Source organism: Methanolinea mesophila (assembly GCF_017873855.1).
Classification (GTDB): Archaea; Halobacteriota; Methanomicrobia; order Methanomicrobiales; family Methanospirillaceae; genus Methanolinea_B; species Methanolinea_B mesophila.
This window is the reverse complement of the sequence record NZ_JAGGKR010000001.1, coordinates 1,973,150-1,986,994: the sequence shown is the minus strand read 5'-3', so window position 1 is coordinate 1,986,994 and position 13,845 is coordinate 1,973,150. Positions and strand designations below refer to the sequence as shown.

General features: G+C 55.9%; 17 protein-coding genes. 8 read left to right on the top strand and 9 right to left on the bottom strand.

Features of this window, described 5'->3' with window-relative positions; genetic code table 11:
• Window positions 1–8: 8 nt before the first annotated feature.
• Genes psmA through J2741_RS09410 form a run of 7 tightly spaced genes read right to left on the bottom strand, consistent with a single transcriptional unit; the run spans window position 9 to window position 4,473 of the window.
• Window positions 9–734 (bottom strand): archaeal proteasome endopeptidase complex subunit alpha, encoded by a 726-nt coding sequence (gene psmA, locus J2741_RS09440; RefSeq protein WP_209675019.1) that lies wholly within the window; start codon window positions 732–734, stop codon window positions 9–11.
• On the bottom strand, window positions 734–1,222 hold the full coding sequence (locus J2741_RS09435) for an Rpp14/Pop5 family protein (protein WP_209675018.1): 489 nt from the start codon (window positions 1,220–1,222) through the stop codon (window positions 734–736). The genes psmA and J2741_RS09435 overlap by 1 nt, the downstream gene beginning before the upstream one ends.
• A complete protein-coding gene (locus tag J2741_RS09430; protein WP_209675017.1) occupies window positions 1,219–1,860 on the bottom strand; it encodes an RNase P subunit p30 family protein in 642 nt (213 codons plus the stop codon). The genes J2741_RS09435 and J2741_RS09430 overlap by 4 nt, the downstream gene beginning before the upstream one ends.
• A gap of 31 nt (window positions 1,861–1,891) precedes the next feature.
• Window positions 1,892–2,482: a 50S ribosomal protein L15e gene (locus tag J2741_RS09425; RefSeq protein WP_209675016.1), complete on the bottom strand. Its 591-nt coding sequence runs from the start codon at window positions 2,480–2,482 to the stop codon at window positions 1,892–1,894.
• Complete coding sequence (locus tag J2741_RS09420; protein ID WP_209675015.1) at window positions 2,433–2,633, bottom strand: hypothetical protein; 201 nt, start codon at window positions 2,631–2,633, stop codon at window positions 2,433–2,435. The genes J2741_RS09425 and J2741_RS09420 overlap by 50 nt, the downstream gene beginning before the upstream one ends.
• The gene (moaC, locus tag J2741_RS09415) at window positions 2,630–3,094 is read right to left on the bottom strand and encodes a cyclic pyranopterin monophosphate synthase MoaC (protein ID WP_209675014.1); all 465 of its coding nucleotides are present in this window, start codon (window positions 3,092–3,094) and stop codon (window positions 2,630–2,632) included. Before moaC ends, J2741_RS09420 begins: the two co-directional genes overlap by 4 nt.
• Complete coding sequence (locus J2741_RS09410; RefSeq protein ID WP_209675013.1) at window positions 3,094–4,473, bottom strand: NAD(P)H-hydrate dehydratase; 1,380 nt, start codon at window positions 4,471–4,473, stop codon at window positions 3,094–3,096. Before J2741_RS09410 ends, moaC begins: the two co-directional genes overlap by 1 nt.
• Window positions 4,474–4,657: 184 nt before the next feature.
• Between J2741_RS09410 and J2741_RS09405 the strand changes: the two genes are divergently transcribed.
• The 8 genes from J2741_RS09405 (at window position 4,658) to J2741_RS09370 (ending at window position 11,778) form a co-directional block, all read left to right on the top strand.
• Window positions 4,658–6,055, top strand: coding sequence for a DHHA1 domain-containing protein (locus tag J2741_RS09405; RefSeq protein WP_209675625.1), 1,398 nt, complete (start codon window positions 4,658–4,660; stop codon window positions 6,053–6,055).
• A complete protein-coding gene (locus J2741_RS09400; protein ID WP_209675012.1) occupies window positions 6,000–6,476 on the top strand; it encodes a PUA domain-containing protein in 477 nt (158 codons plus the stop codon). Before J2741_RS09405 ends, J2741_RS09400 begins: the two co-directional genes overlap by 56 nt.
• Window positions 6,477–6,478: 2 nt before the next feature.
• Complete coding sequence (locus tag J2741_RS09395) at window positions 6,479–6,820, top strand: nascent polypeptide-associated complex protein (RefSeq protein WP_209675011.1); 342 nt, start codon at window positions 6,479–6,481, stop codon at window positions 6,818–6,820.
• Window positions 6,817–7,542, top strand: coding sequence for a methyltransferase domain-containing protein (locus J2741_RS09390; protein ID WP_209675010.1), 726 nt, complete (start codon window positions 6,817–6,819; stop codon window positions 7,540–7,542). The genes J2741_RS09395 and J2741_RS09390 overlap by 4 nt, the downstream gene beginning before the upstream one ends.
• A 218-nt stretch (window positions 7,543–7,760) precedes the next feature.
• Window positions 7,761–8,564 (top strand): hypothetical protein, encoded by an 804-nt coding sequence (locus J2741_RS09385; RefSeq protein ID WP_209675009.1) that lies wholly within the window; start codon window positions 7,761–7,763, stop codon window positions 8,562–8,564.
• 616 nt (window positions 8,565–9,180) lie between these two features.
• Complete coding sequence (locus J2741_RS09380) at window positions 9,181–9,981, top strand: hypothetical protein (RefSeq protein WP_209675008.1); 801 nt, start codon at window positions 9,181–9,183, stop codon at window positions 9,979–9,981.
• A 420-nt stretch (window positions 9,982–10,401) separates the two neighbouring features.
• Window positions 10,402–11,202: a hypothetical protein gene (locus J2741_RS09375; protein WP_209675007.1), complete on the top strand. Its 801-nt coding sequence runs from the start codon at window positions 10,402–10,404 to the stop codon at window positions 11,200–11,202.
• A gap of 363 nt (window positions 11,203–11,565) precedes the next feature.
• Window positions 11,566–11,778, top strand: coding sequence for a hypothetical protein (locus tag J2741_RS09370; RefSeq protein ID WP_209675006.1), 213 nt, complete (start codon window positions 11,566–11,568; stop codon window positions 11,776–11,778).
• A 577-nt stretch (window positions 11,779–12,355) separates the two neighbouring features.
• On the opposite strand, the gene J2741_RS09365 is transcribed toward J2741_RS09370, so the two are convergent.
• Together J2741_RS09365 and J2741_RS09360 are read right to left on the bottom strand one after the other, a co-directional pair.
• Window positions 12,356–13,174 carry a hypothetical protein gene (locus tag J2741_RS09365; protein ID WP_209675005.1) on the bottom strand — a complete coding sequence of 273 codons (819 nt, stop codon included), beginning with the start codon at window positions 13,172–13,174 and terminating at the stop codon, window positions 12,356–12,358.
• Window positions 13,175–13,338: 164 nt separating this feature from the next.
• Window positions 13,339–13,722: a hypothetical protein gene (locus J2741_RS09360; RefSeq protein WP_209675004.1), complete on the bottom strand. Its 384-nt coding sequence runs from the start codon at window positions 13,720–13,722 to the stop codon at window positions 13,339–13,341.
• Window positions 13,723–13,845: the final 123 nt, after the last annotated feature.

Here is a 13,845-nt window from a genome sequence, read left to right as displayed (position 1 = left end):
GATCGCCCCTATTTCTCGAAGCCTTCCACGAACGAGGCCACTTCTTCCTTGCTCATCTTCCGGAACACCGGGTTATCGGTCTCGATAATCCCGATCTCCACCGTATTTACGTCGAATTTTCCTTCGGTGGCGTCGTGAAGGGCTTTTATTCCAAGCAGGATGCATTCTTTCAGGGGGGCTTCGGGATTATACTCCTCCTCGAAGACCTTCATGACCGCATTTCTGCCTATCCCGATCCCGGTCGCTTTGTACTCAAGGAGCGTGCCGCTGGGATCCGTCTCGAAAAGGCGCAGTTCCCCGTCGCTTATCCCTGCGATAAGAAGCGCCGTTCCATAGGGTCTCGCTCCCCCGAACTGGGTATAGGTCTGCATGTGGTCGCAGAGTTTTTTTGCCAGGGTCTCGACATCGATCTTTTCGTCGTAGGTGACCCTGTTAATCTGCGATTCCACGCGGGCCCGATCGACAAGTGCTCTCGCGTCGCCGACCAGTCCGGATGATGCAACCCCGATATGTTCGTCGATCTTGAAGATCTTCTCTATTGACGAGGCTTCAAGAAGTCGTGAACTCACCCGCTTATCCACTATCAGCACGAGCCCGTCGTTGCACTTGATGCCGACCGCGGTTGTACCTCTCTTCACGGCTTCCCGGGCGTATTCGACCTGATAAAGACGGCCGTCAGGGCTGAATACCGTGATTGCCCTGTCATATCCCATCTGATATGCCTGTGGCTGCATTATAACTCCTCCAGATCTTCAGTTGTGAGAAACAATAGTTCCTGACTTTTAAATCCTTTTTCAATCAAATCAACCTTTTCCCCGCTATAATAGTACGCCTGGTACCATTTCTCCCGATACATGAGATCACAGGTCCTCTCCGGCCCGCCACCCCCGGATCCTGCCATTCTCTTCTGCAGTGCGAGTATGGTGCCCGAAACGGCAAGCGTGCGGAGCGCGACCCGGTTTCCGTTTACCGCGGTTACGGTGCTCATCGCCCCCGTTACCAGTGCCTCCCACCCCCGGGTACATCGTACTATCGCGTACTCTCCGGTTGCTTTCACGACGGCCATCTGGACTTTCGCCACGGTGGTATCCCCGTGCAGGGAGGAGAGAGCCTCGAGTATCGCGAGGTAGAGTTCACGGGGTTCGACAACGTTCGAAGGAGGGGCGATCCTCACCAGCAGGTACCGGCGTTTCTCCCGAAGGGTGGGGGGTCTCGGTTTCATCCGATCACCCTCACCGGATTTCCTGGGGAGAGAAGCCGGTCCACCGCGGGGGCGATTCCGTCGAAGACCACTTCATCCATATCGAACAGGGCAGAGAGCGCACGGAGCTCGCGTGGCCCCCGCATGTCGAGTATCGAACGGGAGTTTGTGGAAATAGTGAGCGGAAACTCGTACCGGTGGTGAAGGGTCAGGACGTCCCGGTATCTCTGGAGAACCTTCTGGCGGGGTACACCCCGGTAATACACGACAGGGCGGAGATCGAAGTCCACCGCCACCCCGTGGTCGGCCGCCATCCGTGCGGCCACATGGTCGAACGCATACTTCTCTGCCTTGTGCACGTGCCGCAGGATATGAACGCTCTTCAATCCGATAACCGCCCTTACAAACCCGGGATCGGTCGCGTTCACCATTACCAGGGTGTCGGCCCTCGGTACTTTGCGGAGCGTCGAGAGCACCTCCTTCACTTGCGTGGCAGCGATGATCACCCCCCTGGTCACCTTCATCCCCTCGACGATCCCCGGGGGTGTGTCGATGGCGACAAGTCCGGAAAGCCCCAGCTGGCGGGCTTCGAGGGCCATACGCCGGATGCTGGAATCGCCGGCCGGGAAGGGGTGGACACATGCGTCGGTAAGGGACATTGTGAATACTGTGGTAAAAAAGAGGATATGATTATTTCCCGATGTTGCCGTGGGACCGGATACTCGGGCGGGTCTTTTCGGTACCCTTGCCCCTGTACCTCATACCCCTGCCTTTCCTTCCCGCACTGGTCTTTCCCCGCTCCGCACGGCCGCGGTTCTGGGGTCTTCCTATCCAGTTCAGGCGGGGGTCACGCCGGATCGAGGGGTGGTGGCCATCGACCAGGATGACTTCGAACCATTTCTGCCTGCCGTCCTGCCCCACCCAGTAGGAGTTCAGGACCTCCATATTGGGGTATTTTCGGGACGCACGCTCTTCGCCGATCCGCTGGAGGCTCTTGCCCGCGGTCATCCGTGCCATTCCCATCCTTGCGCTTCTCCGGGCGCGGACGTACCGGGATTTTCTCCTTCCTCCGCGGCGGACGCTCACCCGTACAACTACAATGCCCTGTTTTGCCTTGTAGCCGAGGCACCGGGCGCGGTCGATCCTGGTCGGGCGCTCGATGCGGACGACACTCCCTTCGCGCCGCCAGATCTGCATCCTTTCCCACTGGAGAGCCTTGACTTCGGAATCTTCAGGTCTCTTCCAGGCGTCCCTGACGTACGCATACATTGATTTCGCCATAATTCTTCACCTTCAGGTTCAGCTCGCGAACGAGCCACATTCCTTCTTCGGGACGGATCCCGAAAGACCAGTAATATTCGACGTTCGTGGTATTAAACTCCACCGTGCATGAAGGTCCCGGGGCCGGGCGCACCCCGTAAAAGTGCCTCATCCTTTCCGCTTCTCGGTGACCTCGATACCGGTTATCCGGGTACAGGGATACTGCCCCTGCTCGTCTTTCTCGGCGGACTTGACCATGTCCCAGATGGTGAGGAGTGCCACGCTTACCCCGGTGAGCGCCTCCATCTCAACCCCGGTCCTTCCTACCGAGCTTACCTTCACTATTGCCTCGATACACCCGGTTTCCTCGGAGAAGTCGACACTGATACTGCTGATCGGGATCGTATGGCACATAGGGATCAGGCGCGGGGTGTCCTTGACTGCGAGGGTAGCCGCGATGCGGGCGGTCGCGAGCACGTTCCCTTTCACCACCGCCCCTTCCCGGATCGCGAGAAGCGTGGTATCCCTGAGGTGGATCCTCCCCCGTGCGGTCGCGGTCCTTCGTACTTCGGACTTCTCCCCGATGTCCACCATGTGAACCCGGTCCTCTTTTATGTGACTGAACTCTGCCATTACAATCCTCCTCTGAAAAGTTCCCGCGGAATGTGGTCTGCCAGCTCTCCGGCCATGAGCCCTCCTCCGCGAGTATATTCGACTGCCATTCCCGCCTTCCCGTTTGCGTACGCCGCGATGCAGGCCGCATCGAACGCGGGCAGGTGACAGAACAGTGCCCCTGCAACCCCGGCCAGGACATCCCCCGTCCCTCCGGCAGTCATGAGCGGAGTGCCGGTGCGATTGAACCGGACCCGGTCGCCGTCCGAAATCACGTCGACCGGTCCTTTTAGCAGGATTGTCCCCTGCGATGCAGCGACTTTTACCGCGTGTCCCCTGCCGGAGAGATCTTCCGGAGGGATGATGCCCGTGATCCTGGTGAACTCACCCGCATGGGGAGTATACAAAGACTCTTCCGCGCTTGGGAGGGGCAGCCTGAGTGCATCGGCGTCGAAAACCGCCTTTTTACATCGGGCCGCGACCTCTCTGACCACCTCGTGGCTCCCTTCCCCGATGCCGTTTCCCATCACCACGACATCGGAAAGATCTGCCAGCCGGAGAAGGTCATCTATATGGTCCCGGGTAATGACCGTTCCGGGTAATCTTTCATAGATCAGCTCCGGAACGGGTTCAAATGCGGGGGATGCGACCCGGACGATATCCGCTCCGGCACGAAGCGCCCCGAGGCCTGCGAGGAACGGCGCTCCCTGGTACGGGCCTCCACCGATGATCAATACCTTCCCTCCGGCTCCCTTGTGTGCCGATCGCTCCCTTCCCGGGACGAGGGTCAGGTCCCCGGGTCCTGTCATACACTCCGCCTCGAGTGGAATCCCGATGCCGACGGTTTCCGCCCCGGCCACTTTCGGCCGGTGAAACGAGAGCACGAGGTTTGCCCTCATACCCGGTGTGGGGATATCCGCAGCGATTATCCTCGCCCCGCTCCTGTTCGCCCGTTCCACGAGCCCGGCGATCGGTCCCGCCAGTCCGCTTCGTGCTCCTGTTCCGAGCAGGGCATCGAGGATGACCCCTGCCGATGAAAAATGCCGGTCAAGGGCGTTGAGGTTCTCCTCACAGCGGACAGGGAAAAGTTCAACGCCGCAATGACGCAGGGCCGCAAGTTGCAATGCGGTCTCCCTGCTCTGCCCGGGGAGATCGAGATAGCACACCGCCGGTTCGAGGTCCTGGAGATGGCGGGCTGCAACCATCCCGTCCCCCCCGTTGTTTCCTTTCCCGCACAGGATAAGCACCCCTGACGGGTCTTCTTCCCGCACCTTCCGTGCGAGGGCCATCCCCGCACTTTCCATCAGCTGGAGCGCCCCGACCCCCAGGGCGGCGGCATTCCGGTCCACCGCCCGCATCCTTGCCGGGGAGATGACCCCGGTCTCGAGAAATTCACGCATCCCTGGTTTCCGTACTGTATTCACTCATTTATTCGTTCGTATTCATGTCTTTTTTCCAGGACCGGAAGTTTCGCGGGCAAGCCGGGACCGATGGCGCGACGTGTCATTTTTTGACGTTCATTTTTTGACTTAGATCCATTCCGTTAAAGCGAGATTTTTACCCTGGTTCGTCAATTACCTTATGATGGGCTTTACCGGGGAGATCAGGGACGCAGCCAAAGAACTTCTGTCGCATGACGAAGTGACCGTGATCTCCCATATCGATGCGGACGGCATCTCGGGCGAGAGCATTCTGGCCCAGGCGTTGGCCAGGGCTGAAATACGGGTAGAATCGGTCTTCGTCCGACAGCTGGAGCCGCTTACCATGCACCGTATCCCGGAGGACGAGAGTTTCAAGGTGTTCTGCGACCTAGGTTCCGGACAGCAGAACCTCCTTCTCGAGAAGGGCCTCCGGGCGGAGGACGTGCTTATCCTCGATCACCATGTGAGCCAGCCGTGCGAAACCGACTACCGTCAGGTGAACAGTCTTCCTTACGGACATACAAAACTCAGTGCCGCAGGAGTCGCGTATCTGGTCGCCAGGGAGATGGACCCGGCGAATGTCGACCTCGCCCCGCTCGCGGTGATTGGAAACGTCGGAGACATGATGGCAAGGGAAGACTGCGGGCTGGTCGGTCCGGCGGCCGATATCGCCAGGGAAGGAGCGGAACACGGGCATATCGAGATCGTGAAGAAAGACCTCAACTGCTACGGAACGTCGACCCGGCCCGTGCATGTCTGCCTCGCCTATAACGACGACCCCTACATCCCGGGGATCTCCAACAACCCCAATGGGGCGCTGAAATTTCTCCAGGGACTGAAAATACCGCTCCAGACCGGAACAAAGAGATGGCGGGTCTGGGAAGAGCTCTCACTCGAAGAGAAACGGGCCATCGCGAGCATGCTGATCCAGCACCTCGTGTCACGGGGTGAGCCGGTGAAACGGCTGTTCGCCGAGAGCTACCTTTTCCCGGGGGAAACCGCGAGAACACCACTCCGGAATGCGCAGGAGTTCGCGACCCTGCTGAACGCCTGCGGAAGGTGGTCCAGACCCCGGGTGGGAGGCATGATCTGCAGGGGAGATCGCGGTGAGTCCTACCGCCAGGCCGAACACATGCTCTCCAACCACCGGGCGGTGATCCGCGATCTCCTCTCCTATATCCTGGATACCGGGGTGAAGCACCTCCCGCACCTCCAGTATATCCACGTGGGGGACCGGTATCCCGATACCATCGTCGGAATCGGCGCAGGAATGGCGCTCTCGAAACTGGACATGGGCAAACCGATCATGATCTTGGTGGAACAGCCCGAAGATCCCCTGGTCACCAAAGTATCCATGAGGACCAACGAACGTACGGTCGCCCGGGGAATCGACCTCCAGCAGGCCCTTACGACCGCCTCCGCCGAGTTCGGGGGGGCGGGAGGAGGCCACAGGATAGCCGCCGGAGCATTCATACCAAAAACCAGCGAAGAGGAGTTTGTACATCGTGTCAACGAGTTGCTTGGAGAACAGTTCGCTTCGGCGGGCAAGAACGATTGCTGAATACCAGTTCGGCTCGGGTATCGGACCGGAACTCTTTCCGGAGGAGTGTACTTTTATTTTTTCGAGAACCGGGAGGATCCGGCAGATACTTCTCGGAAAGAAACGCCTGGCGACGGTCCGGGCGGAAGACGGCCGCCTCACCCTGGGGATCGAGGGAGGCCTCCGGCTGAAAAGAGTACTCTCCCCTCCGTCGTACCGCGTGGTAATCGATCCCGAAGTGACGGAATTTATCCGGCAGGGGAAGAATGCGTTCGCGAAACACGTCGTGGCAGCCGATCCCGCGATCCGGGCGGACGACGAGGTGCTGGTCGTGAGCAGTGCGGACGACCTGCTCGCAACGGGGTCGGCGGTGATGTCGGGCGGAGAGATGCTGGCATTTAATTACGGTGTAGCGGTAAAAGTACGGCAAGGAAGTGCATAACCATGTTTCCGGGGAATGTGAACCCAAAAAAGATGAAACAGATGATGAAGCAGATGGGTATGCAGATCGAGCCCATCGAGGATGTGCAGCAGATCGTCATCACCACCTCCAGAGGCAGGTACATTTTCGACTCTGCAGAGGTCACTGCGATGGTGATGCAGGGTGTCACCACGTACCAGATCATGGGCCAGCCCCGTTTCGAGGAGTCGGCTCCGGACATTCCGGAAGACGATGTGAAGATGGTGGCCGAGCAGTCCGGGGTCCCTATGGATAAGGCGCGTGAAGCCCTGATCCGGTGCAAAGGGGACATTGCAGAGGCAATCCTCTCGGTCTCGCAGCAATGATCGGCGAGGGAGAACGGATTCTCCTGGTCGGTCCCGACCGGAAATATTTCGTCCGTGCGGGCAGCGGGACGTTCTCCACCGACCTGGGCATGATAGACCTGGGCCAGGCGGTCGGAAAGGAGAGCGGTGATTGCATCGAGTCCCACAACGGAAACTCTTTTCTCATTCTGCGTCCCCGGGCTCCTGACTTTTTCGAATATTCCAAGAGAAGCGGGGCCCCCATGCTCCCCAGGGATATCGGGATGGTCATCGCGTATACCGGCATGAACCGGGACGACCGGGTCCTCGATGCGGGGACCGGTTCGGGAATTGCGGCGATATACTTCGGAGGGATCGCGAAGGAGGTCACGACCTACGAAGTGCGTCCCGATTTCGCCCGCCTCGCCTCGGCGAATATTACCGACGCAGGACTTACGAACGTACATGTCGTGGCAGACGACGTGCTGAATGCGGAGGGAACATTCGACGTGGTGAACTTTGACATGACTCTGACCCGGGACCATGTCAGCCTCGCCCACCGGCTTCTTGTCCCCGGGGGATTCCTGGTATGCTACACCCCGTTCTTCGAACATCTCGCGCTCGTCGCGGATGCGGCGGGGGGGCTGTTTTCGGAGGTGAATTCCCGCGAGTGCATCGAACGGGAGATGACCCGCAGCACACGGGGAACCCGGCCTTCGACCAGGGTATGCCATAGCGGCTACCTGACGGTCGCCCGGAAATAACTTTATTTTTTGAGGTAATCAAGAAATAAGCAGGGATATCTTTCCTCGATGTGTTGAACCTGCAGGTTATACGAATTAACCTCAAATTTCTATCATTTCACCAAAAGGAATGATATATTAACCCCGTTTCCCGTAAAAACGGAGAAAAGTTGATAACCGATTGTCTCCAACAAATTGGTTGATGCTGAGGGTATCAGCATAAATGTAGGAGGAACAATATGAAGAAATTCGCATTCGTGGCAATTGCCCTGGCAATGCTCGTTGCATTCACTGGAATGGCAATGGCAGACCCCGGGATCAATGCAGTCCCTGAGACCCAGGGTATCGTCACCTCCACCGCCGTCCAGGCAGTGGGAACCGTAACCGAGACCGACAGTGTTGTATGGCAGCTGGGATACCCCAACGCTGCAGTACCCCCGCTCGACCCTGAAGGCGGCAAGTACTACGTCATGTCCTACACCGAGAACACCATTGCAGACCAGGGCCTGGTCAGCTACGCCAAGGGACAGTCCCTTGACACCGCAAACAAGGTCGCAGGCACCAACAACTTCGCAACCCAGAAGGTCGTTGAGTTCGTAGGCCTCGACACCGGCCGCATGCTCTCTTCCGAGAACATGGTCCTCGACGGTGCAGGCAACGGTCAGGACACCGCTACTACCTACATCTGTCCGTTCGCATCCGCCACCACCGACACCATCCCGCCGTTCTGCAACATCATCCAGGTCGGCAGCGATGTCGATGTAACCCTTGCATCCCTGACCACCGCCGCTGACGAACGCCATGTCATGGCCTCCGGCGACCCGGGTGTTGCAGTCGGCTACGACATCAAGATGACCGGCTTCGGCGACATCCCCGCGATGGGATCCGCAACCGCGTACATCGATGCACACATCCAGGAAGCACGCACCGGCGACGGTGGCAAGGCTGAGGATGTAGCATACTCCGAGACCTCCACTGCAGCAGGCGACATCACCCTGTTCCAGAAGGCAATCGACTACCAGTCCGGCCTCCGCCGGTACTAAGGTCTCAGATAAGACTGGTTTGGGGAAACCCAAACCCAATTTTTTATCGATTTTGTTTTTCAGAGGCCATCAGGTGTTTTTTGGTATCTTTTCCGGGCCATCAGAACGCGGTTTGGCTTAAGTTTGAGAATTCACTATTACGGACCAGGGCCAGGTCAGTTACGCCAAGAGGCAATCCCGTGACACCGCGAACAAGGTCGCTGACACCTTCCCTTCACTAGCGGATGTCGTTGAGTTCGTCCGCCTTGCACCGGCGGTGTGGGGTTCTCAACCGCTCAAGATGCAGGCAGCTGCAACCAGGCACACCTGTTCATTCGCACCCGAAAAATCAACCATTATTCCACATGTAGCCCAAAATCATCCATATCGGCACAGAGGATGACAGTCCCCGCGGTCTTTGGCGGCAAATGCCTACGGGCGCTCCTTTGATTGTTTCCGGACCTGGGAAAATTTCAGATGTTGCCAGGCGTTTTATTTATTATAATAAATTCAAAATGGGTTTGTAATCGCATAAAAACCTCGAAATTCAGAGAAGAAAAAGAAAGGTTATTAAGGAACCAGATTGAATTTTATGGTTGATGCTGAGAGTATCAGCATAACTGTAGGAGGATATTAAATGAAGAAATTCGGACTTATGGTCATTGCCGTGGCCATGCTCTTCGCGCTCACCGGAGTTGCGATGGCAGACCCCGGAATCAATGCAGTCCCTGAGACCCAGGGCATCGTTACCTCCACCGCCGTCCAGGCAGTGGGAACCGTCACCGAGACCGACAGCGTCGTATGGCAGCTGGGATTCCCCAACCTCGCCGTTCCGCCGCTCGATGCAGGTGACAAGATGTATGTCATGTCCTACACCGAGAGCACCATTGCAGACCAGGGCCTGGTCAGCTACGCCAAGGGACAGTCCCTTGACACCGCGAACAAGGTCGCAGGCACCTTCAACTTCGACACCGGCAAGGTCGTCGAGTTCGTCGGTCTTGACACCGGTCGCATGATCTCTTCCGAGAACATGGTCCTCGACGGTGCAGGCAACGGCCAGACCACCGCTACTACCTACATCTGTCCGTTCGCATCCGCCGTGACCGAGACTATCCCGCCGTTCTGCAACATCATCGAGGTCGGCAGCGATGTTGACGTGACCCTTGCGTCCCTCACCACCGCAGCAGACGAGCGCCATGTCATGGCCTCCGGTGACCCCGCAGTCGCAGTCGACTACGCAATCAAGATGACCGGCTTCGGCGACATCCCCGCAATGGGATCCGCTGACGCGTACATCAATGCGCACATCCAGGAAGCCCGCACTGCAACCGGTGGCAAGGCTGAGGATGTAGTCTACTCTGAGATGTCCACTGCAGCAGGCGACATCACCCTGTTCCAGAAGGCAATCACCTACCAGTCCGGCCTCCGCCGGTACTAAGGTCTCAGATGGACCGGTTTGGGGAAACCCAAACCCTTTAAATTTTATTCTGTTTTCGGATTGTAATAATCCTCATGCCATTGCGATTTCTGGCGCTGATTTCTGGAAGTGTGCACTACAGTGAATCTTATCAGTCCGGATCTTCTTTCTCCGGATTATCCGGATTCATTCGGAATCTTGTTCTGATGGTCTCGTAACAGGGCAGATCCTGCGTTGCCTGCAGGGTCCGTCCGGTCATGAGATCCCGGGGTTAATCGAACGTTTTCCCGGTTTGATCATCCGTGTCCACGGTTGACGGAGCTATCTCGCCGGTAAAAATGGCTGGATACGTGGTCAATTCGAGGGAAAGTTTATTAACATCGTGCAACTAAAAAACTGGTTTGATGCTGAGAGTATCAGCATAACTGTAGGAGGAACTAAATGAAGAAACTCACAATCATGGTCATTGCACTGGCCATGCTCGTTGCATTCACCGGTATGGCCATGGCCGATACCGGGGTCAACCAGGTACCTGAGACCCAGGGAATTGTGACGGCAACCAACATCGAAGCACTGGGAACCGTTACCGAGACCGACACCATCGTATGGTCGCTTGCATACTTGGACCTCACTGTTCCGCCGCTCGGGGATGACGAGATCTACTACGTCATGTCCTATACCGAGGACACCATTGCGGACCAGGGCCTGGTCAGCTATGTAAAGGGACAGTCCCTTGACACCGCGAACATGGTCGCAGGCACCTATAACTTCGAGACCGGAAAGGTCGTCGAGTTCATCGGCCTCGACACCGGCCGCATGCTCTCTTCCGAGAACATGGTCCTTGACGGTGCAGCCGAAGGAAAGGATGTAGCAACAGGATTCATCTGCCCGTTCGCAGTAGGTGTGACCGAGGAAATGCCGCCGTTCTGTAACATCATCGAGGTCGGCAGCGACGTTGACGTGACCCTTGCGTCCCTCACCACCGCAGCAGACGAGCGCCATGTCATGAAGTCCAGCGACCCGGCTGTTGAAGTCGACTATGCGATCAAGATGACCGGCTTCGGCGACGTCCCCGCAATGGGATCCGCTGACGCGTACATCAATGCGCACATCCAGGAGGCCCGCACCGACGACGGAGCGAAGGCAGAAGACCTGACCTACTCCGAGATGTCCACTGCAGCAGGCGACATCACCCTGTTCCAGAAGGTAATTGCATACCAGTCCGGCCTCCGCCGGTTCTGAAGTCTCAGGATAAAGGGGATTGAGGTTTCTCCTCAACCATCCCTTTTCTTGGCAGACGCGTACTTTTGAGTATATTTTTGAGTCATTGCACCGGTTGCCCGGTGGATGTAATTTTCAGGGTACTGCCCAAGAAAAATATCCCGGTGTAAAGAATAATGGAAAATTTCTGATGGATTATCCGTCAGTGGAGAACTTCTTCAGGATCACTTTCCCCCCGGGGACCCTGGAAAAAAGTGAGAATTACGATTTCCAGATGGCGGAAAACTCCCCTGGACATCCTATAACCACGGTATCCTCTTTTCTCAGGCAATTAAAACCCGGTACGAATCGTGAATGTTCATGATTATATGAAATGATAAATATATGACAAACAGAAAAACCTTCGGGAGGCAGATCCCTGGTGGAGAAAGCGCCCGGAATCCGGCAAATATGCCGGAATGTCCCTTCCGGATAAAAGTATGGGGAACGGATTATATTCCATTCAATATGCTGGCAGGTCGATGGAGAAGGTATTTGCCAGATTTCCCGTTCATAAGAATTCTCACAATAGGCCCGACAGTAAATCCTGAAAGGTAATGTCTCGGATAACAACTCATCAAATTCGGTGAGATGGACTTCGCCCGGGTTAGAATCCCTGTTGAATTCCTTGAGCACCTTATTGCAGGTACATATATTCCAAGGCCTCTCCCCGGACAAATGAAGGCGACGAATCATTCCGTAAATGACGCGTAAGGGGCGGCATACCCGCCGCTTTCGCGTCCCGACAAGGTTAGTCCTGAACGCTCGTGTTTCCGGAAAGATTTTCAGCTGATATCGATAAAATATGCTCCATAGATCTACAAAATCCGGAACACACCATGGCATTGACACCCATCTTGAAACCATGCTAAAGAGATATCGCACCGGGGGCTGCTGCAGAGCCGGGGAACCTCAAAAGAATGCCCAGAGGGGAAAATGGACGTCATAAAACAGTCGGGATGAAATATTTTTTCAAAGAATTCACCATATGAGCGCCGCATTTACGATGATATACCCTTGAAGACCGTGGAATAAAACTCCCGGGAAGGAGTCGGAACGATATCCCGCGGGAGAACCAGGCGGTTCAACCTGTGAATCAGTGGAAATTTTAAAGAAAAGAGGTGTGGGTTTAAAATTACCCTGAAGTATAGGAGACTTCCTTTGCCAGGTCGAACAGGCCGCTTGCGGAGGTCACGTCACTGTACTGGACATCAGTACCCTTCGCAGTCTCGTTGCCGAGCCCTTCCTGGAGGTTGGCGCTCACGTAGGCCGTCGCACTTCCCTGGGCCGCCTCATTCATGTCGCCCGGTGTCTGGTTAATACCCTGGATGTTCACGCTATAGGTGAGCTCCACAGGTGTGTCGACCGATGAAGAGGTAGTCCTTGCCCCGGATGTGGATGCCACCGATGCCTCGGTCACGTCCATTGTAGAGCCTGCCACCACGATATCATTGTTAGCTGGCAATACCTGGTCCTGACCAGAGCCCCACGGACAGCATCCCGCACTGTCGATGGTTCCGGTAGCGGCCGTGTCAACCAATATCTCTTCACTCGAGAGCATACGGCCTCCGGTCTGGCCATCGCCTTCCGCGGAGTATTCTATGATCCTCTCGGTCTCCAGGTTATCTCCGTTGGGACCCTGGTTGCCGGTATCGAGGTTGGTGTACTTATCATAGGTCACCGCACCGTTTACCGCCAAGGTATCCTCAGTGTAGGCAATAGTAGATTGGCCTTCACCGGATTCGAGGGGCGGGTTGTCCGTAAGGTTTCCGTTCCCCTGGGTGTAGACAATAGTGGTGTGTGCAGTCACGGAACCAATCGCCGCTGCCGAGGTGACCACCGTCAACTGGTTGGTCTCATTACTCGCAGGGATTGTCCTGGCTCCGAGAGCAGGAGTGACACATACGATCATCAGCATCGGGATGACCAGTAGTAATAACAGTCTCGTCTTCATTTTGCCACCTTGATCGACTTTTCGAATCGGATCAAAATAATGATAATTACGTGGTAGTATTTATAGTTTCCCTTGAATTGGTCTCCGTTTTACCTAACAGGGGATTAAATGACCAATTCGTATAAAAAAAATGTCTGACAAAAAAACGGATGGAAAAATTAATTTTAAGAGTTTAATTTGCTCAGATAGCTGAAAGAGAAGCTGAACAGGGAGATTTCTCCGCTCGCCGTGGATCTCTGGCTATAGAGAATCTGTTGCGCGAGGCTTCCGTCCGATCTTCCTTCCATAAGATTCGCACTGGCATATGCCGAAATGCTCCCCTGAGCCGGAGTATTTCCTATCCCCTGGAGCCCGACATTATAGTTCACGCTTGGCTGTCCGGTCATGGTTGACGACAGGCTGGTCGCCAGGGAGCCTATGTTTCCATTCATCGAGCTCCCTGAATTGATCAGATTGCTGAAATCTGCTGCCGCGGAGACCGGCATTGCCATGGCGGTTAAAAATACCAGCACCATCGCAATTGCTCCTGCGGTCCTGATTGATATCATCTATCCTACCTCCTTTTAATTGATAATTTAATTCTCTGGGATAAATATTTTTTTATCTCTTAGGTTATACTAACCCCTGCTGCCAGCTCTGCGAGGTTTATATGTATTTACATTGCATTCCTG

Coding starts and splice junctions, on each gene's coding strand:
- J2741_RS09435 (WP_209675018.1), bottom strand. CDS start 1,222: ATGAAACCGAGACCCCCCACCCTTCGGGAGAAACGCCGGTACCTGCTG.
- J2741_RS09380 (WP_209675008.1), top strand. CDS start 9,181: ATGAAGAAATTCGGACTTATGGTCATTGCCGTGGCCATGCTCTTCGCG.
- psmA (WP_209675019.1), bottom strand. CDS start 734: ATGCAGCCACAGGCATATCAGATGGGATATGACAGGGCAATCACGGTA.
- J2741_RS09405 (WP_209675625.1), top strand. CDS start 4,658: ATGGGCTTTACCGGGGAGATCAGGGACGCAGCCAAAGAACTTCTGTCG.
- J2741_RS09420 (WP_209675015.1), bottom strand. CDS start 2,633: ATGAGGCACTTTTACGGGGTGCGCCCGGCCCCGGGACCTTCATGCACG.
- J2741_RS09425 (WP_209675016.1), bottom strand. CDS start 2,482: ATGGCGAAATCAATGTATGCGTACGTCAGGGACGCCTGGAAGAGACCT.
- J2741_RS09385 (WP_209675009.1), top strand. CDS start 7,761: ATGAAGAAATTCGCATTCGTGGCAATTGCCCTGGCAATGCTCGTTGCA.
- J2741_RS09410 (WP_209675013.1), bottom strand. CDS start 4,473: ATGCGTGAATTTCTCGAGACCGGGGTCATCTCCCCGGCAAGGATGCGG.
- J2741_RS09390 (WP_209675010.1), top strand. CDS start 6,817: ATGATCGGCGAGGGAGAACGGATTCTCCTGGTCGGTCCCGACCGGAAA.
- J2741_RS09370 (WP_209675006.1), top strand. CDS start 11,566: ATGACAAACAGAAAAACCTTCGGGAGGCAGATCCCTGGTGGAGAAAGC.
- J2741_RS09375 (WP_209675007.1), top strand. CDS start 10,402: ATGAAGAAACTCACAATCATGGTCATTGCACTGGCCATGCTCGTTGCA.
- J2741_RS09395 (WP_209675011.1), top strand. CDS start 6,479: ATGTTTCCGGGGAATGTGAACCCAAAAAAGATGAAACAGATGATGAAG.
- J2741_RS09365 (WP_209675005.1), bottom strand. CDS start 13,174: ATGAAGACGAGACTGTTATTACTACTGGTCATCCCGATGCTGATGATC.
- moaC (WP_209675014.1), bottom strand. CDS start 3,094: ATGGCAGAGTTCAGTCACATAAAAGAGGACCGGGTTCACATGGTGGAC.
- J2741_RS09360 (WP_209675004.1), bottom strand. CDS start 13,722: ATGATATCAATCAGGACCGCAGGAGCAATTGCGATGGTGCTGGTATTT.
- J2741_RS09430 (WP_209675017.1), bottom strand. CDS start 1,860: ATGTCCCTTACCGACGCATGTGTCCACCCCTTCCCGGCCGGCGATTCC.